Annotated in this window: 20 protein-coding genes; 3 read left to right on the top strand and 17 right to left on the bottom strand. The window is 60.5% G+C overall.

Features of this window, described 5'->3' with window-relative positions:
• Positions 1–77 precede the first annotated feature (77 nt).
• The 9 genes from FDY95_RS06310 to FDY95_RS06270 form a co-directional block, all read right to left on the bottom strand.
• The gene (locus tag FDY95_RS06310; protein ID WP_138075900.1) at positions 78–2,672 is read right to left on the bottom strand and encodes a hypothetical protein; all 2,595 of its coding nucleotides are present in this window, start codon (positions 2,670–2,672) and stop codon (positions 78–80) included.
• A 228-nt stretch (positions 2,673–2,900) separates the two neighbouring features.
• On the bottom strand, positions 2,901–3,794 hold the full coding sequence (gene atpG / locus FDY95_RS06305) for an ATP synthase F1 subunit gamma (protein WP_138075899.1): 894 nt from the start codon (positions 3,792–3,794) through the stop codon (positions 2,901–2,903).
• A 111-nt stretch (positions 3,795–3,905) separates the two neighbouring features.
• A complete protein-coding gene (gene atpA / locus FDY95_RS06300) occupies positions 3,906–5,489 on the bottom strand; it encodes a F0F1 ATP synthase subunit alpha (protein WP_138075898.1) in 1,584 nt (527 codons plus the stop codon).
• Between the two features lie 9 nt (positions 5,490–5,498).
• Positions 5,499–6,056, bottom strand: coding sequence for an ATP synthase F1 subunit delta (gene atpH, locus FDY95_RS06295; RefSeq protein ID WP_138075897.1), 558 nt, complete (start codon positions 6,054–6,056; stop codon positions 5,499–5,501).
• Between the two features lie 107 nt (positions 6,057–6,163).
• Positions 6,164–6,655: a F0F1 ATP synthase subunit B gene (locus tag FDY95_RS06290; RefSeq protein ID WP_138075896.1), complete on the bottom strand. Its 492-nt coding sequence runs from the start codon at positions 6,653–6,655 to the stop codon at positions 6,164–6,166.
• A gap of 140 nt (positions 6,656–6,795) precedes the next feature.
• A complete protein-coding gene (gene atpE, locus FDY95_RS06285) occupies positions 6,796–7,056 on the bottom strand; it encodes an ATP synthase F0 subunit C (protein WP_111479763.1) in 261 nt (86 codons plus the stop codon).
• Between the two features lie 69 nt (positions 7,057–7,125).
• Positions 7,126–8,214: a F0F1 ATP synthase subunit A gene (atpB, locus tag FDY95_RS06280; protein ID WP_138075895.1), complete on the bottom strand. Its 1,089-nt coding sequence runs from the start codon at positions 8,212–8,214 to the stop codon at positions 7,126–7,128.
• A 32-nt stretch (positions 8,215–8,246) separates the two neighbouring features.
• Positions 8,247–8,654: a hypothetical protein gene (locus FDY95_RS06275; protein ID WP_138075894.1), complete on the bottom strand. Its 408-nt coding sequence runs from the start codon at positions 8,652–8,654 to the stop codon at positions 8,247–8,249.
• An 80-nt stretch (positions 8,655–8,734) separates the two neighbouring features.
• Positions 8,735–8,956, bottom strand: coding sequence for an AtpZ/AtpI family protein (locus tag FDY95_RS06270; protein WP_111479906.1), 222 nt, complete (start codon positions 8,954–8,956; stop codon positions 8,735–8,737).
• A gap of 247 nt (positions 8,957–9,203) precedes the next feature.
• On the opposite strand from FDY95_RS06270, the gene porW reads away from it, so the two are divergent.
• From porW to uvrC, 3 genes are all read left to right on the top strand, one after another.
• Positions 9,204–12,191 (top strand): type IX secretion system periplasmic lipoprotein PorW/SprE, encoded by a 2,988-nt coding sequence (gene porW, locus FDY95_RS06265; RefSeq protein WP_138075893.1) that lies wholly within the window; start codon positions 9,204–9,206, stop codon positions 12,189–12,191.
• Between the two features lie 104 nt (positions 12,192–12,295).
• Entirely contained in the window at positions 12,296–14,650 is a 2,355-nt protein-coding gene (locus FDY95_RS06260; protein WP_138075892.1) for a penicillin-binding protein 1A, read from the top strand.
• Between the two features lie 161 nt (positions 14,651–14,811).
• Positions 14,812–16,632: an excinuclease ABC subunit UvrC gene (gene uvrC / locus FDY95_RS06255; RefSeq protein WP_138075891.1), complete on the top strand. Its 1,821-nt coding sequence runs from the start codon at positions 14,812–14,814 to the stop codon at positions 16,630–16,632.
• A 118-nt stretch (positions 16,633–16,750) separates the two neighbouring features.
• On the opposite strand, the gene porN is transcribed toward uvrC, so the two are convergent.
• The 8 genes from porN to FDY95_RS06215 all read right to left on the bottom strand — a co-directional run bounded on the left by porN (position 16,751) and on the right by FDY95_RS06215 (position 25,869).
• A complete protein-coding gene (gene porN, locus FDY95_RS06250) occupies positions 16,751–17,743 on the bottom strand; it encodes a type IX secretion system ring subunit PorN/GldN (RefSeq protein WP_138075890.1) in 993 nt (330 codons plus the stop codon).
• A gap of 49 nt (positions 17,744–17,792) precedes the next feature.
• Positions 17,793–19,388, bottom strand: a complete 1,596-nt coding sequence (gene porM, locus FDY95_RS06245; protein ID WP_138075889.1) for a type IX secretion system motor protein PorM/GldM — start codon at positions 19,386–19,388, stop codon at positions 17,793–17,795.
• A 66-nt stretch (positions 19,389–19,454) separates the two neighbouring features.
• Positions 19,455–20,258, bottom strand: coding sequence for a type IX secretion system motor protein PorL/GldL (gene porL / locus FDY95_RS06240; protein WP_138075888.1), 804 nt, complete (start codon positions 20,256–20,258; stop codon positions 19,455–19,457).
• A 69-nt stretch (positions 20,259–20,327) separates the two neighbouring features.
• The gene (gene porK / locus FDY95_RS06235; protein ID WP_138075887.1) at positions 20,328–21,344 is read right to left on the bottom strand and encodes a T9SS ring complex lipoprotein PorK/GldK; all 1,017 of its coding nucleotides are present in this window, start codon (positions 21,342–21,344) and stop codon (positions 20,328–20,330) included.
• A gap of 233 nt (positions 21,345–21,577) precedes the next feature.
• A complete protein-coding gene (locus tag FDY95_RS06230) occupies positions 21,578–22,576 on the bottom strand; it encodes a PorP/SprF family type IX secretion system membrane protein (RefSeq protein ID WP_138075886.1) in 999 nt (332 codons plus the stop codon).
• A 159-nt stretch (positions 22,577–22,735) separates the two neighbouring features.
• Positions 22,736–23,566, bottom strand: a complete 831-nt coding sequence (locus tag FDY95_RS06225; RefSeq protein WP_138075885.1) for a uroporphyrinogen-III synthase — start codon at positions 23,564–23,566, stop codon at positions 22,736–22,738.
• Between the two features lie 70 nt (positions 23,567–23,636).
• Positions 23,637–24,851 carry a DUF4271 domain-containing protein gene (locus tag FDY95_RS06220; RefSeq protein WP_171025555.1) on the bottom strand — a complete coding sequence of 405 codons (1,215 nt, stop codon included), beginning with the start codon at positions 24,849–24,851 and terminating at the stop codon, positions 23,637–23,639.
• Positions 24,796–25,869: an MraY family glycosyltransferase gene (locus FDY95_RS06215; protein WP_246073942.1), complete on the bottom strand. Its 1,074-nt coding sequence runs from the start codon at positions 25,867–25,869 to the stop codon at positions 24,796–24,798. The genes FDY95_RS06220 and FDY95_RS06215 overlap by 56 nt, the downstream gene beginning before the upstream one ends.
• Positions 25,870–25,896: the final 27 nt, after the last annotated feature.

Raw genomic sequence — 25,896 nt, 5'->3', positions numbered from 1 at the left:
CGCACTACCAACGACGCCGGCCCGCTTCCTCCTGCGAGGAAGCGGGCCGGCTTGCGTTTGGCCGACGGTTCGCCGGGCTACTCCACCAGCAGCTTGCCCGCCGCGGCTCCGGCCCGCAGCCAGTAGGCGCCCGGCGCCAGGCCCCGCAACGACAGCCGCGCTTCGGCCTGCCCGGGGCGGAGCGGGATGGTGCGGAGCGTGCGGCCGGCCAGGTCCGTTACCACGACGGCGGTGGCGGCGGCCGGCACGCGCACCCGTACTTCGGCGCGGGCCGGGTTGGGGTAGATGGCCAGGTTGGGGGCCGAGGCGCGCGGGCGCGCGGCCGTGGGCAGGGCCGCCGGGTCGTACACCCCGAAATGGGCCGTCACCTTGCTGCCGTCGCCCACGGCGACAAACCCGCCGCCGGCATACACCTGTCCGCCCGTCCCCACGGCCACGGCCTCGACGGCCCCGTTGAGGCCGGTGCCCAGGCTAGTCCAGCTGCTGCCGTCCCACCGGGCAATGGTGCTGGTCGGGGTCGTGGGGCTCTGGGAGTCGGCGCCAACCACGTACAGGTTCGGGCCACTTACCGCCAGGCCCGTAACCGCCGCGCTGCCCGCTCCGCCCGTGGGCAGGCTGCTCCAGGCCGCGCCGTTCCACCGGGCCAGGTTCTGGGCGGGTACCCCGCCAGCGGCCACAAAGCGGCCGCCCACGTACAGGGTGCCGCCGCTCACGAGCAGCGCGCCCACGCCCCCGCCCGCGGTGCTGCCGGTGCTGATGCCGGTGCCCAGGCTGCTCCAGGCCGTGCCGTTCCACCGGGCCACGTTGTTGGCGGCTACCCCGCCCACGCGGTTGAAGTTGCCGCCCATGTACAGGTCCGAGCCGCTGGCGGCCAGGGCAAATACCCCGTTGCCGGGCACGATATTCGTGACGCCGGTGCCCAGGCTGCTCCAGCTGCTGCCGTTCCACCGGGCCACGTTGCTGGCGGGCACGCCGCCGGCTTCGGAGAAAAAGCCGCCGGCGTACAGGTCCGAGCCGCTCACGGCCAGCGCAAACACGACGCCATTGACGCCGGCCCCCGGGCTGCTCCAGCTGCTGCCATTCCACCGGGCCACGTAGTTAGCCGCGAGGCCCCCGGCCTGGGTGAAGTCACCGCCCACGTACAGGTCGGGGCCACTCACGGCCAGCGCATTCACGACGCCATTGACGCCGGCCCCGAGGCTGCTCCAGCTGCTGCCGTTCCACCGGGCTACGTGGGCGGCGGCCACGCTGCCGGCCTGGGTGAAGCTACCGGCCACGTACACGTCGTTGCCGCTCACGGCCACCGCCCGCACCGGGCCGTCGAGCCCGGTGCCCAGGCCGTTCCAACGGCTACCGTTCCACTTGCCCACGTTGAGGGCCGCCGTCGCCCCGCTCGGGGTCGGCTGCGCTTCTATGGCAAAGTCGCCGCCCGCATACACCTCGCCGCCGGTGCTGGTCAGCGCCCGTACGGTACGGGCGCTTTCAATGCTCAGGCCAGGGCCCAGGGTGCTCCAGTCCCCATCCCACTTGGCCACCCCCACGGCGGGCGTGCCGCCCGCCCCCAGAAACGAGCCCCCGACGTAGACGTCGTTGCCATTTACCGTCAGGGCAAAGACTTCATCACTCACGCCGTTGGTCCCCGAACTGCTGCCCATCATGAGCCAGTTGCCCCCGTTCCAGATGCCGACGTTATTGGCCAACACGTTGCCGGCCTGGGTGAAGCGTCCCCCCACGTACAGGTCGCTGCCACTCACGGCCAGGGCATTCACCCAGCCATTGACGCCGCCGCCGACCCCGCTCCAGCTGCTGCCGTTCCACCGGGCCAGCCCCCGCGCCGAAACGGCCCCGACCTGCGTGAAGCGGCCGCCCATGTAGAGGTCCGACCCGCTCACGGCCAGGGCATACACGACGCCATTGACGCCGGTGGCCAGGCTGCTCCAGGCCGAGCCGTTCCACCGGGCCACGTTGCTGGCCGGCGCCCCACCCGCCTGGGTAAAGCCGCCGCCCACGTACAGGTCCGAGCCGCTGGCAGCCAGCGCGTACACCACGCCCGTAATGCCGGTGCCCAGGCCGCTCCAGCTGCTGCCGTTCCACCGAGCTACGCCCGGCGCCGCGACGCCGTCGGCCTGGTTGAATTCGCCGCCCGCGTACAGGGTGCTGCCGCTTACGGCCAACGCATGCACCAACCCGTTCGGGCCAGTCGTACCCAGCCGGCTCCAGCTGCTGCCGTTCCACTTCGCCACGTAGCTGACCGCCTTGTCGCCGGCTGTCGTGAAAAAGCCGCCCACGTACACATCCGGGCCGCTGACCGCAAGGGCCCGCACTTGCGCATTCACGCCGGGCAGCGTGAACCCATTCAGCCATTTGTCGTCGCCCGGGCCGTGCGTGCTCCGTACCCCAGCCGGCCGGAAGACGGGCCGCCCATCCGGCGCCGTGGACAAGACAAACTGCCGGGCATCGAATGAGCCCGTGGTACCGGGCTTGAGCGTTCCATCAGGATTCAGTACCTGCGCCAGCGAGGGTGCTGCCGTGGCTACCGGCCCGGCCGATGGATTGGCGGCCCAGGAAGCGAAGTGCAGCAATAGCAACAGAGCCGCCAGTGCTGCCGGCCGCCAGCCGGGCAGCATCCGCGCATGAATCGTGCGGAGTGGGTTTCGTAGCAGTTTTTTCACAGAAAAGGGAGAGTATAACGCGTGTAAGCTATTGCCACTATCCGCCGCTTGCGCCAACGGCTTTGACGGGCCCCTCGGGGTACGGTAGCCAAAGATAAGTAGTCCGCGAAACTCCTCCCGGTGCGCGTAGGGCTTCTGCGGAGCGCGGCGCGGTGTTGGCTGCCCCCAACGCAAACCGGCCCGCCTCCCTTGCGGGAAGCGGGCCGGTTTAGCTTTTGCGAGTCAGTACTAGCGGCTGGCCGCCAGGGCTTCGGCCCCACCCACGATTTCGAGAATCTCGTTGGTAATGGCGGCCTGACGGCCGCGGTTGTAGGTCAGCTTGAGGGCCTTGAGCAGCTCACCGGCGTTTTCGGTGGCTTTGTCCATGGCCGTCATGCGGGCGCCGTGCTCCGAGGCGTTGCTTTCCAGCACCGCCTTGTAGAGCTGCACTTTCAGCGAAGTCGGAATCAGGGTCTGCACGATTTCCTCCTTGCTCGGCTCGAAGATGTAATCCACGTTCGAAGCCGTAGCGGTAGCGCCCACGGGCTCGGCGGGGGGCAGAATGGGCAGCAGCTGCTCCGTGCGGATGATCTGCGTAGCCACGTTCTTGAACTCGTTGTACACGATTACCACCTCGTCGAACTGCCCGTCGCGGAAGCCGGCCATGGCCTCCTCCGCGGCGGCGCGCACCGTATCAAACGACAGCTGCTGGAACACGTGGGTGTAGTTGCCCACCAGCTCCCCGCGGCGGCCGAAGTAGTCGTGCGCCTTCCGGCCGATGGCCATGATGCTCACGTTGTCGGCGGCCGCCTGGGCGGCGTAACGCTCCTGTACCACTTGGTTTACGCCCTTGAACACGTTGCTGTTGAAAGCACCGGCCAGGCCGCGGTCCGAGGTAATGGCAATGATGAGCACGCGGCGCACCTCGCGCACCACGCCGTACGCCCCGGTCACCTCAGCTCCACCGCCCTGCGAGAGGTTCGACAGGATGCCGTTGAGACGCTGGGCGTAGGGCCGCATGCGCATGATGTTGTCCTGCGCACGGCGCAGCTTGGCCGCCGCCACCATTTTCATGGCTTTGGTAATCTGCTGCGTCGAGCTGACCGACTGAATCCGGCCGCGGATTTCTTTAAGGTTAGCCATGCTTGCTAAAAAAAGTTGTCAGTTATCGGTTGTCAGTTGTTAGTCTGGACTTGCGAAGCCGGGCTTCGTCAGGTCCTAACAACCCACAACTGACAACTGACAACTACTGTATTATTTCGCAGCGTACGAGGCCGACAGGTCATTGATTACCTGGCGGATGGTGCCCGTGATGGTGTCGTCGAGCTTACCGGCTTTCAGGCCAGCCAGCACGTCGGCGTGACGGGTGTTCATCACCTGCGTGAATTCCTTCTCGAACTCGCGCACCCGGTTCACCGGGATACGGTCGAGCAGGCCGTTCGTGGCAGCGTAGATGATGGCCACTTGGTCTTCCACCTTCACCGGCGAGAACTGCGGCTGCTTCAGGATTTCCAGGTTGCGCCGGCCGCGCTCGATGGTGAGCTTGGTCGAGGCGTCCAGGTCGGAGCCGAACTTGGCAAATGCTTCCAGCTCGCGGAACTGAGCCTGGTCCAGCTTCAGCGTACCGGCCACCTTCTTCATCGACTTGATCTGGGCCGAACCACCCACGCGCGATACCGAGATACCCACGTTGATGGCGGGACGGATACCGGAGTTGAACAGGTTCGTTTCCAGGAAGATCTGCCCGTCGGTAATCGAAATTACGTTGGTCGGGATGTAAGCCGATACGTCACCAGCCTGCGTCTCGATGATGGGCAGAGCCGTCAGCGAACCACCGCCTTTCACGAGGCCTTTCAGGCTGTCGGGCAGGTCGTTCATGTTGCGGGCAATGGCGTCCGAGGCGTTAACCTTGGCGGCGCGCTCCAGCAGGCGGCTGTGCAGGTAGAATACGTCGCCGGGGTATGCTTCGCGGCCCGGAGGACGACGTAGCAGCAGCGACACTTCGCGGTAGGCTACGGCCTGCTTCGAGAGGTCATCGTACACGACGAGAGCCGGACGGCCCGTGTCGCGGAAGAACTCCCCGATGGCGGCACCGGTGAACGGGGCGAAGAACTGCATCGGCGCGGGGTCAGCGGCCGAAGCCGAAACCACCACCGTGTAGTCCATGGCACCGCCGCGCTGCAGCGAGTTTACGATCTGGGCTACCGTCGAGGCCTTCTGGCCGATGGCAACGTAGATGCAGAAAACCGGCTCCCCGCGCTCGAAGAACTCGCGCTGGTTCAGGATGGCGTCAAGAGCTACGGTCGATTTGCCGGTCTGACGGTCACCGATGATCAGCTCGCGCTGGCCCCGGCCAATCGGAATCATGGCGTCGATAGCCTTGATACCGGTTTGCAGGGGCTCGTTTACGGGCTGACGGAAGATTACGCCCGGAGCCTTACGCTCCAGCGGCATGTCGTACAGCTCGCCGGCGATGGGGCCGCGGCCGTCGATGGGCTGGCCCAGCGTGTTGACCACGCGGCCCACGATGCCCTCACCGACTTTGATCGAGGCGATTTTGTTGGTGCGGCGCACGGTGGCACCCTCGCGGATTTCCGAGTAGTCGCCGAGCATTACGGCACCTACGTTGTCTTCTTCGAGGTTCAGAACCAGGGCCTGCAGGCCATTCTCGAACTCAATCAGTTCACCCGACTGGGCTTTCGAGAGGCCATAGATGCGGGCTACCCCGTCGCCAACCTGCAGCACCGTACCGACTTCTTCGAGTTCGGCTTCGGTCTTGAAATTGGACAACTGCTCCCGCAGAATGGCGGATACTTCATCCGGACGTACTTCTGCCATGATGCTGACTTATAGGTTGGCTTGGTAGGGGTTCTCTTTGAAAGTGGAACGCAGGCGGTTGAGACGCGTACGTACCGAATCGTCGATCTGCCGGTCGCCGAGGCGCAGCACGAACCCGCCGATGAGCGAGGGGTCCACGTACTCCTTGAGCAGCACTTTGCCGCCGGTCTGATCTTGCACCAGACGCTCCACGTGGGCGCGGAGTTCCGGCGTGAGCGGGGTGGCCGTAGTCACGTCCGCCGATTGGATGCCGCGAATGGCGTTGAACTGGGCCAGGAATTCCGGGGCCACAAATTCCAGCGCGTTTTCGCGGTTCTTTTGGGTGATGATGGTGAAGAACCGCATGGTCATGTCCGTCACCTTGCCGTCAAACAGCCGCCGCAGGATGGCCAGCTTCTTGTCGTGCTTCACAATCGGATTGCGCAGCAGCAGCCGCAGGTCGCGGCTGCCTTCCAAGGTATTGCCGAACAGGTCCATGTCCTGTTTTACCGCATCCAGCGTACCCTGCTCATTCGCCAGATCCAGCAGGGACTTGGCGTAGCGGGCGGCGACTCGTAGTTCAGACATTGGGTTGGTCAGTTATCAGTTGTCAGTTGCTGGTTGTCAGTCTGGGCGTCCTGAGCGGGGAAATATGCTCCTGACAACTGACAACTGTTACCCGACAACTATCAACTCTAATTCAGTTTTACCTCTTGCAGGTAGTCGGTCACCAGCTGCTTTTGGGCAGTGGCGTCCGTGAGTTCGCGGCGCAGGATGCGCTCGGCAATGTCGATGGACAGTTGCGCGGCCGTGTTTTTCACTTCGGCCAGGGCAGCTTGTTTCTCGTTCTGGATGGCTTCGCGGGCCTGCATGATCAGGCGGGCGCCTTCGTCGGTGGCCTTCTGCTTGGCCGTCTCGATGAGCTGGTTGCTCATGGCGCCGGCTTCCTTCAGAATACGGTCACGCTCCATGCGGGCTTCGGCCAACAGCTTGTCGTTGTCGGCTTTCAGGGCCTGCATCTCCAGCTTGGCCTGGTCGGCCTGCCGCAGGGCGCCTTCAATGCTCTCCTCCCGCTCGCTCAGGGCGGCCAGGATGGGCTTCCACGCGAAAGCGCGCAGAATGAGCAGCAGAATCAGGAAAATGGCCAGCTGCCAGAACAGCAAGCCGAAACTAGGGTTGGTAAGCATGGTCGCTTAGCAGATTGCTAGGTGAGAAATGGGCCCCTTGCGGCGTCGCGGCGGAGCCGCCCGAAACAACCCAATAACAGCATCTAGCCCGGCCCACCTGTTCTCTTGACGAAAAGCAGGCGGCCGGGCCAGTTATGCTACTACTGCAGTTTCAGAGCAATCAGCAGGCAGACTACGACGGCGAACAGAGCTGCACCTTCAACGAGGGCCGCTACGATCAGCATAGCCGTCTGGATTTTGCCCGAAGCCTCGGGCTGGCGGCCGATAGCCTCCATGGCGCTGCCGCCAATGCGACCGATGCCGAGGCCGGCACCCAGGATAGCCAGGCCAGCACCGATACCAGCGCCCATTACGGCCAGACCAACAGCATTAACGACCTGCAGCAACAGAGTGAGAAGCATAAAACAGGGGTTTGGGGAGTGTGAAAAGGAAAAATTCGAAATGAAAAGAAAAAGCGAGGGAAGCCGGCCTTAGTGGTGGGCGGGCAGGTGCACGGGGGCGTCGGCGTCGTCGCCGCCAATGCCGTAGTCGTGGTCATCGTGCTCCTCCACGGCGCCGCCGATGTACATGGCGGTCAGCAGCGTGAAGATGTAGGCTTGCAGCAGGGCCACCAGCAGCTCCAGGCAGTTGATGAACAGACCGAAGGCCAGGGACAGCGGCGACACGGCCACCGTGTTGAAGATGAAGATCAGCGAGATGAAGCTCAGGATGATGATGTGACCGGCCGTGATGTTGGCGAACAGTCGAACCATCAGCGAGAAAGGCTTGGAAATCACGCCGATGAGCTCCACCGGAATCATGATCGGGCGCAGCCACAGCGGAACACCGGGCGTCCAGAAGATGTGCGACCAGTAGTACTTGTTGGAGCTGAACGTGGTGATGAGCAGCGTGATGAAGGCGAAGAGGAACGTGACGGCGAGGTTGCCGGTCAGGTTAGCGGCGCCCGGCAGCAGGCCCAGCAGGTTGTTGAACCAGATAAAGAAGAAGATGGTCAGCAGGTACGGCAGAAACTTCTTGTACTTGGGACCGATGGCCTTCTTGGCAATTTCGTCGCGGACGAAGAGGATGATGGGCTCGAAGAACGACTGCAGGCCCTTGGGGGCGCGGCCGTGGTTCTTCTTATAACCCGCAGCTACCGAAGTAAATACCAGAATGAGCAGCAGCACGCTGATGAGCATGGAGGCCACGTTCTTGGTGATGCTCAGGTCGTACACCGTGCTGCCGTCTTCGGCTACCAGGTGCTCGTGCTCCAGCTTCAGGCCGTCGTAGCTATCCTTGAACTCGTGGCCGAAGCGGCTCGACGAGAAGACCGACAGGCCTTTATTGGGACGGTAGGCAATGATGGGCAGCGGCAGCGTAACGTGGTTCTCGCCAATGGAGGTAAAGTGCCATTCGTGCGAATCGCCCACGTGGTGCAGAATCATCTCACCGGCGTTGAACTTGCCCTCTTCGGTGGCTTCAACCTGCGTATCGGCGGTAGTGGAAACCTCCGTGGGGTGTTCCTGCGCGAAAATCGGCAGGGTCAGAATCCAGAAGAGAAAGGGCAGAAACCGCTTCATTCAGAATGATTTAGGGTCAATCGAGTGCAAAACTACGCCTCGTCGGAGGGCTGTTTTGAAAACGGGCGCAAGTTAGTCACGACGTTCCAGACTTCAAACCCGGTATAGAGAAAATACAGGAGGAAGAACAGGCCCAAAAAAGTCCAAGTACTATTCCCCGCCTTGGCTCCGCCGCGCACTAAGTAGGTTACAACAACCACTAAAGCCAGTACCAAGCGCAGGGCGGTGGTGCTGAACCAGGCCGTCATCAAGGACTCCGGGTCGCGCTGGAAGGCGCGCCAGGTCAGCCAGAAGGTCAGCGCCGTAAGCACCACGAAGAAGAGCAGCAGCCAGTCCGCATGCGGATGCACCACCGCCGCGCCGTACTGCAGCCGCAGGGCATAAATGCCGGCGCCGAGCAGAATGGAGAAGATGAGCAGATTGCGGAGGAAGCGGTTCATGCGGGGCGCGGGTGGGCTACGGGCGCGGAGTCAAAGAGCGAAGCGTGGGGCAGCCGTAAGGAAATCGGCCACCGAAGAGTTCATTTGTCGTTGGAAACGCTGCGGATGATCTGGTACATGGCGGCGAAAACTCCTAGTAAGGACAGCACCACCGTGGCCCAGGGGCTCCAGCCGTATTTCTCGTCGAGCCAGACGCCGAGCCAGACGCTGAGGCCGATGGTGACCAGCATCTGCATGCCCACGCCGGAGTAGCGGGCCAGCTGGCTCGTACTTTTCTTAGGCGGAGGCGTGGATTCGGGCATGAATTTCAAATGAAGGCTGCAAAGGTACGCCATGATTGCCAAATCAGCAGCCAACCCGCACTAAATGAGGCCGAATCCGGCCGTGGCCGGACGGCAACGGGTAAATTCGCGTACTTTTAGCTGATTTGCGGCGTTGTACGTGGTCGGGACGCAGCCGAAGCACCAGCTGAATCGGCCGCTGAACAAAAGAGCTGCCCGGCAGCGTTTTCCCTGCAACTCATCCTCCATCCACCGCCTTCTGCTGCCCGTGCCGAATTCCGCGCGTTTTGCTTTATCCTCCGTTTGTGGCCTGTTCGTGGCCGGCACGGCCCTGCTGCTGAGCGGCTGCTCGGCCGAGCGGCACAACGTGGTGGCCCGTACTTACCAGAACATTACGGCCCGCGACAATGGTTACTTCCTGGCCCGCGAGAAAATGCGCGCCGAAGAAGCCAAGCTCTATAATGAGCGGCCCAACGACTACAACCGCGTGCTGCCGCTGTTTCCGGTCGTAGACTCGGTGAAGGCGGTGGGCCTGACGGCGGCCATGGACGAGGTGGTGAAGAAGGCCTCCATCCCGGTGGTGCGCCGCAGCAGCAGCGACTGGACCGACGACGCCTACATTCTGATCGGCAAGACTCGTTTTTATAAGCGCGAGTTCGAAGAGGCCATCAAGACCTTTAAGTACGTCAACACCACCAGCAACGACGCCAACGCCCGCCACGAGGCGCTGATCTGGCTGATGCGCACGTATATGGTGACCAAGCAGTGGGACAACGCCTCGTCGGTGTCGGACCTGCTGGACAAGGAGGAAGGCACCGAGGCCAACGCGAGGGAGCTGTTTCTGACCCGCGCCGAGTACTACCTGCACGAGGGCGAGGAGCAGCTGGCCATTGCCAACATCCAGAAAGCCATTCCCTACATTCCGAAGAAGGATGAGCGCAGCCGCACGCGCTACATCCTGGCCCAGCTCTACCAGAACAACGGGCAGGACAAGGAAGCTTACGCCGAGCTGAATCGGATCCTGAAGCGCAACCCGCCCTACGAGCTGGACTTCTTCTCAAAGCTCATGCTCGGGCAGGTATCGGACCTCAACCAGCAGGACCGGGCCCGGCTCGACAAGTACTTCAGCAAGCTGCTGAAGGACCCGAAGAACAAGGAGTACCGCGACAAGATCTACTACGAAATGGCGCGGCTGGATTACCGCCAGCAGCATTTCGACTCGGCGCTGAAGCTGGTGAACCAGTCGGTGCGGGCCAACACGACGAACAAGGCCCAGCGCGGCTACGCCTTCCTGCTGGCCGGGCGCATCTACTACGAGAACCTGCGCAAGTACCAGCTGGCCGCCGCTTACTACGACAGCACCACCCAGAGCCTGCCGCGCGAAACGCCGGGCTACGCCGCCATCAAGGAGCGCAGCGACATTCTGCGCGACTTCGCCAAGCAGATTACCGTCATCCAGACCCAGGACAGCCTGCTCACGCTGGTGCGCCTCGACACGGCCACCCTGCGCGGCCGCCTGACGGCCTACGCCGACGCGGAAATGCTGCGCCGCAAGCGCGAAGCCGAGCGGCAGGCTGCCCTGGCCGCCCGCGGCGCCAACCAGACCGGTACCGGGCAGGACCCGGCGCGCACCGGCAATTCGGATGCCGACCCGCTGGCCTTTGCCTCCAACAACACCGGCCGGGCTTGGTATTTCGACAACCCGCAGGCTCTGAGCACGGCTCGCGGCGACTTCGAGCGCCGCTGGGGCAACCGCCCGCTCACCGACAACTGGCGCCTGAGCAGCCTGGCCACCACCGGCGCTCCGACCCCGGGCGCGGGCGCCCCCGTCACGGTGGGCGGGGCTGACAATTCCGTTATCAATCCTTCGGGTGATGCTTCGGCTAAGCAGGCGACGCCGCAGGACGAGCGGGCAGCCCTGATAGCGGAGTACCGGCAGAGCCTGCCCTTCGCGGCCCCGCAGCAGCAGCAGTCCGAATCCCAGATCGAAGAGGCCCTGTTTGCCCTCGGCGCCATTTATAATCAGCAGCTCAAGGAGCCGGCCAACGCGGTGCAGACCTACGAGCAACTGCTGCAGCGCTTTCCGAAGGGGCCGCACACGGTGGAAACGTACTACACGCTCTACCTCATTCTCAAGGATCAAAACGACCCCAAGGCCGAGCAGTACGCCCAGCGGCTGCGCACGGAGTTTCCGAACTCTTCCTACGCCCGCCTAGTGGCCGACCCCGAGTACCTGCGCCGCGCTTCCCTGGCCAACGAGCAGATGACGGTGCGCCTCGACTCGGCTTTTGCCTTCTACAAGAAACAGGAGTTCCGCAAGGCCAACGCCACCCTGCAACGGGCCCGCAAGCAGAACCCGCAAACGGACCTGGATGACCGCGCCGACTACCTGGCCGCGCTGCTGGTCATCCGGACCCAGCCGCCGGCGGCCCACAAGGCGGCCCTGACGGCTTTCGTGCAGAAATACCCCGAAAGCCCCCTGACGCCGCGGGCGCAGGAAATGCTGCAGAGCTATACCAAGTACGAATCGGGCCAGCTGGCCGGGGCCTTGGCCTCGACGGAAAAGCCGGTAGTATCGTTCTTCCGCCCCGGCGAAGTCGACAACCGCATGCGCATCGATTACGACGAGCCGCTGCCCGCGCCGCGCCCGGCCGCGCCGGCCCCGGCGGTGACTCCGGCGAAGAAGGACGAGCCCCAGCCCAAGGATAAGACGAACGTACCGGCGACGGTTCCGGGCGTAAGCGCGGGCCCGCAGCCGGCCGCTAAGGCGCCGGATAAAGCGGCCGACAAAGCCCCTGCTCCTACCCCAACGCCTGCGCCGGGCACTTCGGTACCACCGACCTCGACGCCACCCGTTACCGCGCCGGCTCCCGAGCCCTCGCCCTACGCGTTCAACCTGGCCGCGCCGCACGCCGTAGCCATTGTCTTCCCGAAGGATGCCGCGGCGTTCAACGACCTGCAGACCCAATTGGCCGCTTACAACAACCGCTTCTTCAAGGCCAGCAACCTGCAGATTCAGGTGCAGCCGCTGGGCGCCACGCAGCAGCTGGTGGTGGTACAGCCCTTTGCCAACAACAAAGTGGCCCAGAATTACGCCCTGAAGCTGCGCGGCCCGCAGGGCCCGCTGCTGAAACTGCGCAACGCGGGTTACCAATCCTTCCAGATCGGTATTGATAATCTGCCCGTGCTGCTGACGCGCGGCAACCTGGAGGAGTATCAACGCTTCGCCCAGCCCGTTTACTCAATTAAGAATTAGCAATTAGTAATTAATAATTGCTTCTGGCCCGACGCCTCGGTTTTCCCCGTTTCGTTCTGACCATCAATTATTAATTGTTAATTCTTAATTATTAATTCCTCCCAATGCCTACCGTTTCGCGGTCCAAACCTGCTTTCCGGGCCAAGCCCAACCGTCCCGAGCGTTTCGGCGCGCTGACGCGCACCCTGTGGGTGCTGTTCAGCGCCGGCGTGCTGGGCGTTATTCTGTACGTGCTGGCCGTCAGCGTCAACTTCCTGAACCTGTTCGGGAGCATGCCCAACCTGAAGTCGCTGGAAAACCCCAAGAGCGAAGTGGCTTCGGAAGTGTACTCGGCCGATGGGGTGCTGATGGGCAAGTACTTCCGGGAAAACCGCACGCCGGTTTCCTACGACGAGCTGCCGCAGAACCTCGTCGATGCGCTGGTGGCCACTGAGGACTCGCGCTTCGAGCAACACTCCGGCATCGACGCCAAGGCTATGACCCGGGTGGCCGGCGGCATTCTGACGGCCGGGGCTCTGGGCAAGAGCGGCGGCGGCTCGACGTTGACGCAACAGCTGGCCAAGATGCTGTTCCGCACCCGCGAGGACCTCAACGACGGCCTGCTCAACGACGTGCCGGGCCTGCGTATGCTCATCACCAAGACCAAGGAGTGGATTTTGGCGGTGCGGCTGGAGCGCAACTACACCAAGCGCGAAATCCTGCGCATGTACCTGAACCAGGCGGAGTATGGGTCCAACGCCTACGGCGTCTACACCGCCGCCAAGACCTTCTTCAACAAGAAGCCCAAGAACCTGACGCTGGAAGAATCGGCGCTGCTGGTGGGCCTGGTAAACGGCCCGACGTGGTTTAGCCCGGTGCGCAACCCCGAGCGCAGCCGCAAGCGCCGCGACTGGGTGCTGGGCCAGATGCGCAAGTACCAGTACCTCGACGACGCGGCGTACACGGCCGCCATTGCCAAGCCCATCAAGCTCGATTACAAGGTCGAAAACCAGAACGAGGGCATTGCGCCCTATTTCCGGGTGGAGGTCAGCAAGATGCTGCGCCAATGGGCCAAGGAAACCGACCACGACCTGTACTCCGACGGCCTGAAGATTTACACCACCATCGACTCGCGCCTGCAGAAGTACGCCGAAACGGCCGTGGCCGACCACATGAGCCTGCAGCAAAAGTGGTTCGACGCGCACTGGAAAGGCCAGCAGCCCTGGCGCGACGAAAACGGCCGGCTCATCCCGAACTTTCTGAGCACCTCCATCAAGCGCACCGAACGGTACCGCGCCCTGCAGGCCCGCTTCCCGGATAACTCCGATTCCGTCAAGTACTATCTGAACAAGAAGTACCGCATGAAGGTGTTTACCTGGAAGGGCGGGGAGAAGGAAGTACTGATGTCGCCGATGGACTCCCTGGCCTACTACAAGCGCCTGCTGCACGCCGGCTTCATGGCCATGAACCCGCTCAACGGGCAGGTGAAGGCCTGGGTGGGCGGCATCAACTTCAAGTACATCAAGTACGACCACGTCAAGCAGGGCAAGCGGCAGCCGGGCTCCACGTTCAAGCCCTTCGTGTACGTGGCCGCCATCGACCGCGGGTACTCGCCCTGCTACCAGCGCCCCGACATTGCCACCACCTTCCCGGCCGTGGCCGGCCGGCCGGCCTACACACCCAAGAACTTCGAAGGCAGCTATTCGGGCCGCACCTTTACGCTACGCCAGGCCCTGGCCCGCTCCCTGAACTCCATCACCGCCTGGCTGGTGAAGGAAATCGGGCCCGAGGACGTGGTGAAGTACGCCCAGCGCCTGGGCATCACCTCCCCCATCGAGGCCGTGCCCGCCGTGGGCTTCGGCTCCTCCGACGTGAGCATCTATGAGCTGTCGGGCGCCTACAGCACCTTCGTGAACAAGGGCGTGTGGACGGCCCCGATGATGGTGACGCGCATCGAGGACAAGAACGGCAACGTGCTGCGCGAATTCGTGCCGCAGACCAAGGAGGCGCTCAGCGAGGAAACGGCCTACCTGATGACCTACATGATGCGCGGCGCGGTGGAGGAAAAGGGCGGTACGTCCATCATTCTGCGCGGGGGCTTCAAGTTCCCGAACCAGATTGCGGCCAAAACCGGTACCACCTCCAACTACTCCGACGCCTGGTTTATGGGCATGACGCCGAACCTGGTCTGCGGCATGTGGGTGGGCGGCGAAGACCGCAGCATTCACTTCCGCACCGGTGCTTACGGCCAAGGCTCCCGCCTCGCGCTGCCCATCTACGGCATCTTCATGCAGCAGGTGTACAAGAACAACAAGGCCAAGGACCTCGACATCGACACCAAGGACTTCCCGGTGCCCAGCAAGCCGCTCAGCATCGAAATCGACTGCTCGAAGTACTACGGCGGCCAGCGCGACACGATTCCCTACGAGCAAAAGCAGAACCCGACCGATCTGCAGGACATCGACCGAGACAACATCTAGCCCAGTCGCGTGCATTAGCACAAATAGCCGACGTGGCCGGGATTTCCCGGCCACGTTTTTTGTTTAACTCGTACCAGCTTTTACGCCCGGCAGTCCGCTTACCCGCCGACTGGCAGCGCGCATCTAGCCATCCTTCGCCGTTTCCGCCTAACTCTCCCTACATGGCTGCCCAAGCTCACCTGCAAGAGCAAATTCGTCAGTTGCCGCACCGCCCGGGCATCTACAAGTATTTCGACGCCGAGGATACCATCATCTACGTCGGCAAGGCCGTGGACATCCGCAAGCGCGTCAGCAGCTACTTCACCAAGCAGGACCACAACAAGAAGACCCAGCAGCTGGTCAAGAACATTCATCGCATCGAATTCACCATCGTGGATTCGGAGTCGGATGCCTTCTTGCTCGAAAATAACCTGATCAAGCAGCACCAGCCCAAGTACAACATCCTGCTCAAGGACGGCAAGACCTACCCGTTCATCTGCATCACCAACGAGCGGTTTCCGCGGGTGCTGCCCACGCGCAACAAAATCAACGACGGCTCGCGCTACTACGGCCCCTACGCCACAGGCACGGGCCTAAACGTCATTTTGGAGCTAATCCGGGCCTTGTACCCGCTACGCACCTGTACGTACAACCTGAGCCCGGAAAACGTGGCTGCCGGCAAGTACAAGGTGTGCCTGGAATACCACATCGGCAACTGCAAGGGCCCCTGCCAGGACTTGATTGACGAGGACAGCTACAACCAGCACATTCAGCAGATCCGCAACATCCTCTCCGGCAACCTGACGGTGGCCAAGAACTACTTCAAGGACCGCATGATGCAGGCGGCCACCGAGCAGCAGTACGAGCTGGCCCACCAGTTCAAAACCAAGCTCGACAAGCTCGACGACTTCCAGGCCAAGAGCACCATCGTCAACCCGTCGTTGTCGGACATCGACGTGTTCAGCATTGCCTCCAACGAAAAATCGGCCTTCATCAACTACCTCAAGGTGATGAACGGCTCCATCATCCAGACGCAGTCCTTGGAGGTGCAGAAGAAGCTCGACGAAACCGACGCCGAAATCCTGGCGCCCATGGTCATGCAGCTGCGGCAGGAGTTTGAGAGTGAGTCCCGCGACATATTGGTCAACGTGGAGCTGCCCGACCTGCCCCTGCCCGGCGTGAAGGTGGCCGTACCCGAAATCGGCGACAAGCGCAAGCTGCTCAACCTCTCCATCAAGAATGTGCTGTACCTGCGCAAGGAGAAGGAGTCGATGAACGAGAAGTCCAAGGACGTCAACGAGGTGCGCATCCTCGAAACGGCCAAAAAGGACCTGCACCTGAAGGAGCTGCCGCGCCATATCGAGTGCTTCGACAACTCCAACTTCCAGGGCGACAACCCCGTGGCGGCCATGGTGTGCTTCCGCAACGCCAAGCCCAGCAAGAAGGACTACCGTCATTTCCACATCAAGACCGTCGTTGGTCCCAACGACTTCGACTCGATGTACGAAATCGTCACCCGCCGCTACCGCCGCCTGCTCGACGAAGGCGCCAGCCTGCCCCAGCTCATCATCGTCGACGGCGGCAAGGGCCAGCTCGGCATGGGCGTCAAGGCGCTGAAGGACCTCGGCATCTGGGGCCAGATACCCATCATCGGCATTGCCAAGCGCCTGGAGGAAATCTACGTGCCCAACGACCCGCTGCCCCTCTACATCGACAAGAAGAGCGAGACGCTGCGCCTCATCCAGCGCATGCGCGACGAAGCTCACCGCTTCGGTATCACCTTCCACCGCTCCCGCCGCGACGCCGCTACGCTCAAAACTGAGCTTACCGACGTGAAAGGCCTCGGCCCCGTCACCGCCGACAAGCTCCTGAACAAGTTCAAATCGGTCAAGAAGATCAAAGAGCTGAGCGAATCGGAGCTAATAACCGAAATCGGCAAAGCCAAAACCAAAGTCCTGCTCGACTACTTCGCCAGCCAAGATTCCGCTGCTGAAACCACCTGATATTACCAGAAATAGCAGAAAGCAAAAGCCCCCGCCAGTTGTGGCAGGGGCTTTTGCTTTCTGGGCTAATCGTCCACGAAATCCGTGGAATCCGAAAAATCCGTCTAAATCCGTGGTCCTAGAAGCTCCACAGGCTGTACTCGTAGTCGATCAGGTCTGAAGCAGCCTGCGAGGCCGCCAGGATGCCCTGACGCTGGTCACCGTAGATTTCGTCGAGACGCTGGTCACCCGGGTTCGACACCTTCACGATGTACGAGTTGAACAGCCACAGCTCGAAGGCGTCAGCCAGATTCTTGTGCTGGGCATCGTTCTGCGGGTTGAACCAGATAGCCTTATCCGGGTTGGCGCGGAACACCTTCACCAAGTCGCTGTACTTGAACGTGCCGATGGGCTTGTCGATACCAGCCGTGTTACCGGGAGCCGTTGCGGGCACCACCAGCGTGATGGTCTTGATGTCGTGATACATTCTCGACCGTTTCTTGTCGAAAATCATATCCTCTTTCAGTTCCAGCTGGTACAGGTCTTTCGGACGATACTCGTAGCTCGGCGGGGCAGCCGGCTTCGGGGGCTCAACGGCTACGGTTTCGTAGATAATCTTGCCTTTCTTGTCCTTCAGCGGCTTGCCGTTGGCTCCCAGCTTAGGCTGGCGCTTGGTAGTAGCACCACCTTTGGCGCCCGACTTAGCCGGAGCACCCCAGGCGTCACCGCCACCTCCGCCGCCACCGCCCCAGCTGTCGTCTTCTTTCAGACCAGCAGCTTTCTCTTCATCCGACAGGCCTTGGCTCTGCTCGGCGTACGAGGAGTTGTTCTTTACCTCGTCCGAGGTAAAGGAGGAGGTGAGGGAGTCGTTACGGTAAGCCTGCAGCTCACCACGCTTCACGGCATCCAGAATCACGCGGGTGATTTCCTTGCCTTCCGAGAACATCGGCTTGTTCTGCTTCTCGCGCAGGTCAACCTGGCGCCAGATGGTTTTGCGGAACATGATATCCGAGCTCGGAATCGGCCGGTAGGAGCCATTGCTGCTCGCCGTGGTGGCCTGTTCCTGAGCCGACGCCGATACCGACAACGTCAGACCAACCGCCAGCGCGGCAAAGGAAGTGTACTTGTTCATGTGAGGAGAAAGATAAAAGGCAGCTAGTAGGTTCAACCGACTGAGCGGATTACAGCAGCGGCACGTTGAATTGCTTCGTCATGCGCACTTCCTCCTGCTCGCCGCGGAAGTTCATGCGACGCACTTCCTTCACTTCGATGTACAGACGGTCACCTTCACGGGCCGAGTTTACAACGTTGGTCAGGTTAGCATCCGGGCCTTCGAAGGTCATTGTCGGGATGGCCGGACGACGGCCACGCACCAGCGTTACTTCGTAGCGGGTTACACGGAAACGGGCGTCTTCCGGCAGGAAGTTGGCGAAACCCTGGTCCGGCACAGCGCGCAGGCTCAGGTTACGCACGGCCGTAATCGGGGTGCCCTGCTTCTCGTTAGCCTCGCGGCCACCGACGATGCATTTGATTTCCGGCTTGGGAATCGGACGAACCTTGAAGGTCTGCGAGCCGATGGCGTTGCCGCCGCTGCTCACGTTCAGGGTCACCTCACCCGAGTTCGGCACCAGCGTTACTTCGCCCAGCTTGCCGCCTTGGATAACCGAAGCACCCGAGGCCGAGAAGCCCGGCTTGTAGTTGGCACCCAGCGCCGGTACCGATACCGTCAGCTTGTTGCCGCACTTGAAGTACAGCGCCTGTACCGAAGCCGATTGAATCTGCATGACGGGTTTGCTTACGATGTAGGGCACCGTAACCTTAAACGTCGTATCGCGGCCGCTATTGCCTTTGATGCGAACCGTACCCGTCCAGCTTTTCTTGGCGTTGCCCGAAGCATCGAATGCGCCGGGGGTAGCCGTGAACTCAATCTTGCCTTTGCCATCCGGACCAACCTGCAGCGGCGAACCGTTCAGGGTCATCGACGGACGCATGCCCGTGGCCGAAGCCGTCAGGAACAGTTCAGCCTTGTACTTGGTACCAGCAGCTACCGTGTTCGACTCAGCGCTGGCGAAAGCACCAATCTTGTCGAATACGATGATGGTGCCACCTACCTGCTTCGAGAGTTCAGCCAGAGCGTCCGATTCGTATTTCAGAACCTCAGCCTCTTTCTGCGACAGTACTGCCAGAGCAGCTACCAGCGGCGTGTTTTCGAAGTTCAGCTCCGCGAAGTTTTTGCTCTTCTGCGATTGTTCCGTCACGCCCGGATCTTCCTTGGCATCGAGCGCCAGAGGACCTGCGGTCGGTACGATGCCCTTGATGTAGGACGAATAGCCATTCAGCTCGTCTTTCATCTTGTAGCCGAGGCCGTTCTTGCTGGGGCCGAGCATGGTAATGGCGACTTTGTCCTCCATGCTCATGTTCTTGTAGGCATTGTTGCCTTTGCCAGCCTTACCGTTTTCGGTAGCTACGAGCAGCTTGTCACGCACATCTTGCAGATATGCAATGGTCTGCTTCGTCTTTTCACGCACTTCCTCGCCCTTCTTCAACACTGCCACGTCTTTGGGCAGGTTATGGTTCTTCTCGACTTGTGCTTTGATGCCTTTTACCGCACCATCGTTAGCCGTCGACACCTTTTGGTTGATGTTCGACAGGCTGTCGTCGAGGAACTTGAATTTGAGCAGAATTGCGGAGTTTACTTGCAGCGCGAGAAGGGCAGTCAGTACCAAGTACATCATGCCGATCATCTTTTGCCGCGGTGTTTCTTTACCTCCCGCCATTGTATTGGATTCCTATAAAAGAGACCTGGGTGGATGTTGAGAACCAATTCTTAACGTGGCCAGCAATTAGCTGGTAGCACGCATGGCGTTCAGCATGTTGCCGTACACGCGGTTGAGCGAGTTTAGGTTGACGGTCAGCTTAGCGACTTCGTCTTTGAATTGCTCGGTGTCTTTGCCAGCGCTTACCAGGTTTTCCATTGCCTGGCTCAGCGTGCCGTAGAACTTGTTCATGGACTTCAGGTGCGTGTTAGCATCCTGCAGCTCCATTTCGTACACTGCGTTCAGTGCGCCCAGGTTCTTGGTCACGTTCTGCACCTGCAGGTGGTATTCTTTAGCATCAGCCGTAGCGCTCGACATAGCCGACATGGCTTCAGCGGTCTGCTTGTAAGCCACGTTGATGTTGTCCAACGACTGGGCTGCATTACGCACTTTCGCCGTGTATTCGTCGGTGGCGTTGGTAGCATCGCCGAGCGTGCCCAGTTGAGCCGTCGTGGTGCTCAGGCGGTTCAGGCCTTCACCCAGCGACTTGATGGCGTCGGGAGTTACGTTGGCATCCTTCAGCATGTCGTCGAGCTTGCGGGTCAGGCCCTTGCCCGAGTTATCGGCTGCGAACGAGTTGCTGTCGGTCGAAGGGTCGTAGCCTTCCGACAGTTGCGGGTAAACCAGCGCCCAATCCGGCTCCTTGTGCTGCGGCTGGAAGGCACTCAGGAAGAAGATAAGTGCTTCCGTGCCCAGACCGGCGATAATTGCCACGTCAGCACCAGGCCAGTGTTCGATTTTGAAGAGTGCGCCGATGATTACAACGGCAGCACCGATGCCGTAAATTTTCGGCATCACCACGTCGAACAGGAAGTTCTCTTTTTGTGCCATTAGTTAAAAGTTGGAAAGAAAGTGGGTGTTGGAGGTTGACTTAAAAAAGAGGGACAATCCCTTGGGTGGTTACAAACGGTTGTTGGTACCCATACCGATCTGAATCAGCGCGCAGCGGAAACCGATGTAGGAACGGGCCGAATCTTGGTATTCGAAGTTGCGGGTACCCGTTTCGAGGTAGTAGGCAATGTCTTTCCACGAACCGCCGCGCACTACTTTGCGGGGCTCGTTGTCATCCGGGTTGGTCGGGTTCATGTCCCACACCACCGGCATCGAAGCCTCCAGGAAGGCATCGTCGCACCACTCGGATACGTTGCCCGACATATCGTACAGGCCAAAGTCATTCGGGAAATAGGAACCTACCGGCGAAGTGTAAGCGTAGCCGTCGGAAGCGTAGTCACCGCGGCCGGGCTTGAAGTTAGCCAGCATGCAGCCTTTGGTGTTGCGCAGGTACGGGCCGCCCCAGGGGAACGTCGCCAGTTCGCGGCCACCGCGGGCAGCGTATTCCCACTCCGCTTCGGAGGGCAGACGGAAACCGGGAACACCGGCTACGCCTTCCTCGGCGGCAGCGGCGTTCTTGTTCTTCGTGCGCCAGTTGCAGAAATACTTGGCGGCAAACCAGTCAACACCCACGACGGGGTAGTCGTCGAAGGCCGGGTGGCTGTAGTAATATTCCATCAGCGGGTCACCCATGTGATAGGTGAAGTCGCGTACCCACACCGTGGTGTCGGGGTACAGTTCCGTCATGATGTACTCCTGCCCCAGCACGTCCACCGAGTCCTGCATCACGGCGTTCATGAACTGCCGGTACTCGTTGTTGGTGATTTCCGTCTCGTCCATGTAGAAGCCGGCGATGGTCACCTGCTTGTTCATGTTAACCATCGAAGCGGCAATGTCTTCGTCGGTCTGGCCCATGTGGAAGGTACCACCGGGGCAAGGAACCATCCCGAAGGGAACTTCCTGCGGGTTAAATTCCGGTCGGTCCTGAGCTCCTACCAGGTCACCCTGGGGGCCTTTGCCGAAGCTGCAAGCCCCCAACATCAAGGCCACGGAGGCGATGAGGGGCAAACCAAGAAACTTGTTCATGTGAGGGTGAAAGTGACTGTTCAGGCGGCGATACCCAAAGATTACAATTTAGCGCTTGGCAAATTTAGCGACAATGCTTTTCGCAAACAAGCGTTTAGCCAAACCTCATTCGTTTGTCTACGAATTGGTTAGCCAACCCGTCAAACGGAAAGTGGTGCTGAGTTATTACACCAGCACCAAATTCCGGTTCGAAAAGCGTGGTAGCCTTGCCGATTATCGCCGTTTCCCGCGGCTTAGAAGCTGTAGCGGGGGGTACGAATAGCGGGGCGCGTGGCCAACCCGGGTTTGGGCAGGCGGTAGGAGAGCATAATCTCGTGCGAGCTGAAGGCGCGAGCGTCCTGATTAAATGCAATCCAGTCGAAAGCGTAGCCAATCCGCAGCACATTGTCCTTCAGCACGGCTACTCCGAGCATACCCGTCAGTGATTCGTCGTAGCGGTAGCCTACGCCGCCCCAGAATTTGTCGTTGATAGTGGCGCGGGCACCTAATTCAAACGAGTTGTTGTCAAACGAGAACTTCTTGCCGTCGCCAAACTTGCCGGGCAATACCAGCTTGCCGACGGCCGTGGGCGTCAGCACAATGTTATCGGTCAGGTCGAAATTATAGCCAACAGAGAGGTAGCCGTGGTTTTCGGCCGTAGCCGTGGCTTTTTTAGTAGCATCGTTGGCGCTCTGGAAGCTGTATTGCGAGCGGAGCAGATTGTTTACGCTCAGACCAGCATACCAGCGCGGCGATTCATACCACACCCCTACGCCAGCGTCGAACTTATTGTCAGAACTGTTGGCGGGAATGTTCGGGTCGTTAGGGTCAACGAAGCGGTAGTCGCCGTCGCGGTGCCAGTTGTTATAGCTGCCTTGAAGACCTACCCCGAAACGACCTTCCTCACCAACTTTAAAATGCTTGGAGTAAGAAAGCGAAGCAGAGGTAATTTCCGACTTGGCAATTTCATCGCGGTAGATGCTTATGCCCAGACCGCCCCCGATAGCGCGTACAGGCAGATTGGCCGTCAGCGCGTAGGTTTTAGGCTCACCGCCGCGGTCCAGCGTGGCCTTGTAATTAAAGTACTGGTAGCGCCCGATAGCCGTAATCTCCCCCTGACCTTTAATGCCGGCGTAGGCGGGATTCAAGTACATGCCGTTGAAGGCATAGTGGCTGAACTGCGGTTGCTGTTGGGCAACAGCCGAGCCTGCCACTGCTGAAAGCAGGAGGGTGGCAAGTAAATTTCCCTTCATAGGAAGCGACTGAGAGGTGGGTGGTTACGGTTGATGGGTGGGTCAGCGTAAGTTTTTCAAATGTATAGAAAAATCACCCCCCAACAAATCCCCCTAAAAAAACAAGCGGTAAGCATAATTATATGCTTACCGCTTGTTTTAAGGGTGTATCGCGCTGCTTTACGCTTTTTGCTTGTTGTTGCGGGCCTGCTCCTTGGCTATTTCCGCACCGTGATGCAAGCGGATATACGCCTCGATAGCTCCGGTCATGGAAGGAGCGTTAGGCTGCGGTGCCTCGATATCGAGTTCTAGGCCGGCATCACGCACGGCTTTGGCCGTAGTGGGGCCAAACGCCGCAATGCGGGTGCCCTCCTGCACAAAATTGGGGAAGTTGATAAACAGCGAGCTGATGCCGGAGGGGCTGAAAAAGGCCAGGCAATCGTACTTCACGTCCGACAGATCGGACAGGTCGCTGGCAACGGTGCGGTAGATGACGGCTTCGGTGAACTTAAAGCCGTTGGCCCGCATGAACTCCGGAATGTCGTCCTTCCGGATATCAGAGCAGGGGTAGAGGAACTTCTCCCCCTTGTGCTTCTTGATGACATCGAAGAGGTCGGCGGCCGTGCGCTGGCCGATGAACAGCTTGCGCTTACGCAGCACGATGTACTTCTGCAGGTAGTTAGCCGTTTGCTCGGAAATGCAGAAATACTTCATTTCAGCGGGCATTTCCAGCTTGGCTTCCTGGCAAATGCGGAAGAAGTGGTCGACGGCGTTGCGGCTGGTGAAGATGATAGCCGTATGCTCCAGGATGTTAACCTTATCCTTGCGGAAGTCCTTGTAGGAAACGGGGTCAACCTGGATGAATTCGCGAAAATCCACTTTGATGCCGTATTTCTCGGCAATGGCAAAATACGGCGACACGTCGTTGGCCGGCTTAGGCTGGGTCACCAAGATGCTGCGAATACGCTTGGCGTGCCGACCAGTGCCCGGCTTGTCTGTGCTCTCGGCCATAAAGAGAAGAAAGTAAAACTAAGCGATACGAAGGGGCAGGGTGTGGACGAAGCCCCTGAGCGCGGTATTGTCAAGAGGTGATTACCAACAACTTGAGTAACACCGTCAAGGGAATGATTTCGGTGGTGCAAAGGTACGAAAACAAATGCAGATTCAGCAGGGAGGTGCGGCGGTGCAGAGTACGGGCGACGCGGAACACGGTGGCCAATAACATCAACGAAACCACTCCATTGGAGACCAGGAGCACGCCTTCAGGCCAGGTTTGATTGAGTACCAGATACAGTAGCATGACGATGGGCAGGAACAAACCCATGAATAGCAGGCTGCGCACAAACTCGCGGTACTGAACCAAGACCAGGGAGGACACATTAAATATATAGCCCATCAGAGATAGGTATACTACCTTGGCCAGGACGAAGCCGGCTACCAAAACGGCATATGTGAGTACGCGCAGCACCAAGCCCGACTCGGATATAGCAAAGAGTCGGCGCAGTATCACGAGGCTCTGCACATTGGTGTGAATAGCCACGATGAGCAGCCCTAGTGACAGGGAGAAGATCAGGACCAGCAGCAGATTGAGCCAGGTGATGGTAGGGCGCGAGAGGAAATTCTGTTCGCTGGCCGCATTGCTCCATAGCTCATAGATACGCGCGAAGCCCGGACGATAGATGGTGCGAATGGCCCCGTAAAGCAGGCCAATCAACAGCAGAAAGCAGAGAAATATATTCTCGCCCTCGTGCCCGGCCAGGCGGGGCTGGGGCCGCCAGCGCCCTGCGCCCTGCGTGCGGCCGACTTTAGACTCTGGGGCAGCGGCGTTGGCAAAGGAAGCGTAGTTGGGGGACTGCTCGGGGTGCCACACGCAGAGCAGGTGGGTGGTATTTTTGCTGCCGGGCGGCAGCAGCGTAGCTAGGTCGAGGGTATAATTGGCGGTGTTGGGGGCCCGAAAAACCAACTGGTTGTCGAGGAACAGCGTGAGCTGCTGCCGGGCCGTGAAGGTGATGCGAAACGGCTGGCCCGGGCGGATATTGACCCACTGGTAGTAGGCCCGGGCGGGCGCGTGGTAGCCCGGCAGGTAGAGCACCAGCTTGTTGCTGGCGGGAGTGTATATCAGCCAGTCGCTGCCAAGGCCGGTGGGGGCAGCCGGTGGCAGCGGGCGGTATTCGGCGGCGGCTACGGCATGGCCAAGGGCCAGCAGCAGGCCGACGAAGCCAACCAGCCGGCGGCAGGCCTTACGAAGCCACCCGCTGCTGGGCGCTACGGCTACGATAGGTACCGAGGAATACACTGAGCAGCAACGAGAAGGCCAGCAAGGCAGCAATCAGAATGGTATTGCCCTGCTCGGCGAAGTTGATGACAAACAGAATGACCACCACATTCAGCAGCGCCAGCAGCAGCACGGTGCTGATCTGCTGGAAACCCATGGCGAGGATGCGGTGGTGAATGTGGTTTTTATCGGGCGTGAAGGGCGAAGTGCCGTTCAGCACGCGCACCGTGAAGACGCGGATGGTATCGAACAAAGGCACGAACAGCACGCCGATAGCCACGGAAGGATTGGCCGACAGGAAGGGGTGCGGAGCCTGCGGATCGGCGCCCATCTCGATGAACTTGATGGTCAGAATCGACACAATGAAGCCGCACAGCAACGAGCCGGTGTCGCCCATGAAGATGGTGGCCTTGTGGAAGTTGTAGCGCAGAAAGCCCAACATGCCACCGATGACGCACACCGACACGAACACGTAGTTGCCGTAGTCGGCGCCGCCGTAGCGGAAGAAGTAGTAGCCGAAGGTGCTGACGATGATGATGACGATGGAACCGGCTAGGCCATCGAGCCCGTCAATGAGGTTGATAGCGTTGGTGATGCCGGCAATGGCCAGGAAGGTAAAGGCGTAGCTGATGCCGTCGGGCAGCTCGTGAATGCCCAGGATGCCCTGGAAGCTGGTGATGCGGATATCGGCCATGAACATGACGATGCCCGTAGCCAGCAGCTGGCCGACCAACTTCTTGGCCGGTGAAATCGTCACCAGGTCATCTTTCAGGCCGACGAAGAACAGCACGATGCAGCCGGCCAGCAGCTGCTGAATGCCGTTGCGCAAATCGGCGAAGATGGTGAGGGCCGACATGAAGCCGGCGAAAATGGCCACCCCGCCGAGGCGCGGCGTGAGCACGGCGTGCACGGTCCGCTTGTTGGGCAGATCGAGCATGTTCTTGAGGTGGGCAATGTAGATGACGGAAGGCACCGCGAACAGGGCCACCAAAAACGCCCATAAGAAGGCCAACCCCAGTGTCACGCCGTTAGGTGTCATAGATCGGTAGTGAGAGGGGTAAAGGTA

This window comes from Hymenobacter jeollabukensis (genome assembly GCF_005771675.1).
Lineage (GTDB): Bacteria > Bacteroidota > Bacteroidia > Cytophagales > Hymenobacteraceae > Solirubrum > Solirubrum jeollabukense.
The sequence above is the reverse complement of the archived record's forward strand: the minus strand, read 5'-3'. Positions and strand labels throughout refer to the sequence as shown.

Bases quoted from the DNA above. Each gene is read 5' to 3' on its own strand.
- atpA (WP_138075898.1), bottom strand. From the start codon at position 5,489: ATGGCAGAAGTACGTCCGGATGAAGTATCCGCCATTCTGCGGGAGCAG.
- FDY95_RS06260 (WP_138075892.1), top strand. From the start codon at position 12,296: ATGCCTACCGTTTCGCGGTCCAAACCTGCTTTCCGGGCCAAGCCCAAC.
- FDY95_RS06215 (WP_246073942.1), bottom strand. From the start codon at position 25,869: ATGACACCTAACGGCGTGACACTGGGGTTGGCCTTCTTATGGGCGTTT.
- FDY95_RS06290 (WP_138075896.1), bottom strand. From the start codon at position 6,655: ATGCTTACCAACCCTAGTTTCGGCTTGCTGTTCTGGCAGCTGGCCATT.
- porN (WP_138075890.1), bottom strand. From the start codon at position 17,743: ATGAACAAGTACACTTCCTTTGCCGCGCTGGCGGTTGGTCTGACGTTG.
- uvrC (WP_138075891.1), top strand. From the start codon at position 14,812: ATGGCTGCCCAAGCTCACCTGCAAGAGCAAATTCGTCAGTTGCCGCAC.
- FDY95_RS06230 (WP_138075886.1), bottom strand. From the start codon at position 22,576: ATGAAGGGAAATTTACTTGCCACCCTCCTGCTTTCAGCAGTGGCAGGC.
- atpE (WP_111479763.1), bottom strand. From the start codon at position 7,056: ATGCTTCTCACTCTGTTGCTGCAGGTCGTTAATGCTGTTGGTCTGGCC.
- atpG (WP_138075899.1), bottom strand. From the start codon at position 3,794: ATGGCTAACCTTAAAGAAATCCGCGGCCGGATTCAGTCGGTCAGCTCG.
- FDY95_RS06275 (WP_138075894.1), bottom strand. From the start codon at position 8,654: ATGAACCGCTTCCTCCGCAATCTGCTCATCTTCTCCATTCTGCTCGGC.
- FDY95_RS06270 (WP_111479906.1), bottom strand. From the start codon at position 8,956: ATGCCCGAATCCACGCCTCCGCCTAAGAAAAGTACGAGCCAGCTGGCC.
- atpB (WP_138075895.1), bottom strand. From the start codon at position 8,214: ATGAAGCGGTTTCTGCCCTTTCTCTTCTGGATTCTGACCCTGCCGATT.
- porK (WP_138075887.1), bottom strand. From the start codon at position 21,344: ATGAACAAGTTTCTTGGTTTGCCCCTCATCGCCTCCGTGGCCTTGATG.
- FDY95_RS06225 (WP_138075885.1), bottom strand. From the start codon at position 23,566: ATGGCCGAGAGCACAGACAAGCCGGGCACTGGTCGGCACGCCAAGCGT.
- porL (WP_138075888.1), bottom strand. From the start codon at position 20,258: ATGGCACAAAAAGAGAACTTCCTGTTCGACGTGGTGATGCCGAAAATT.
- atpH (WP_138075897.1), bottom strand. From the start codon at position 6,056: ATGTCTGAACTACGAGTCGCCGCCCGCTACGCCAAGTCCCTGCTGGAT.
- porM (WP_138075889.1), bottom strand. From the start codon at position 19,388: ATGGCGGGAGGTAAAGAAACACCGCGGCAAAAGATGATCGGCATGATG.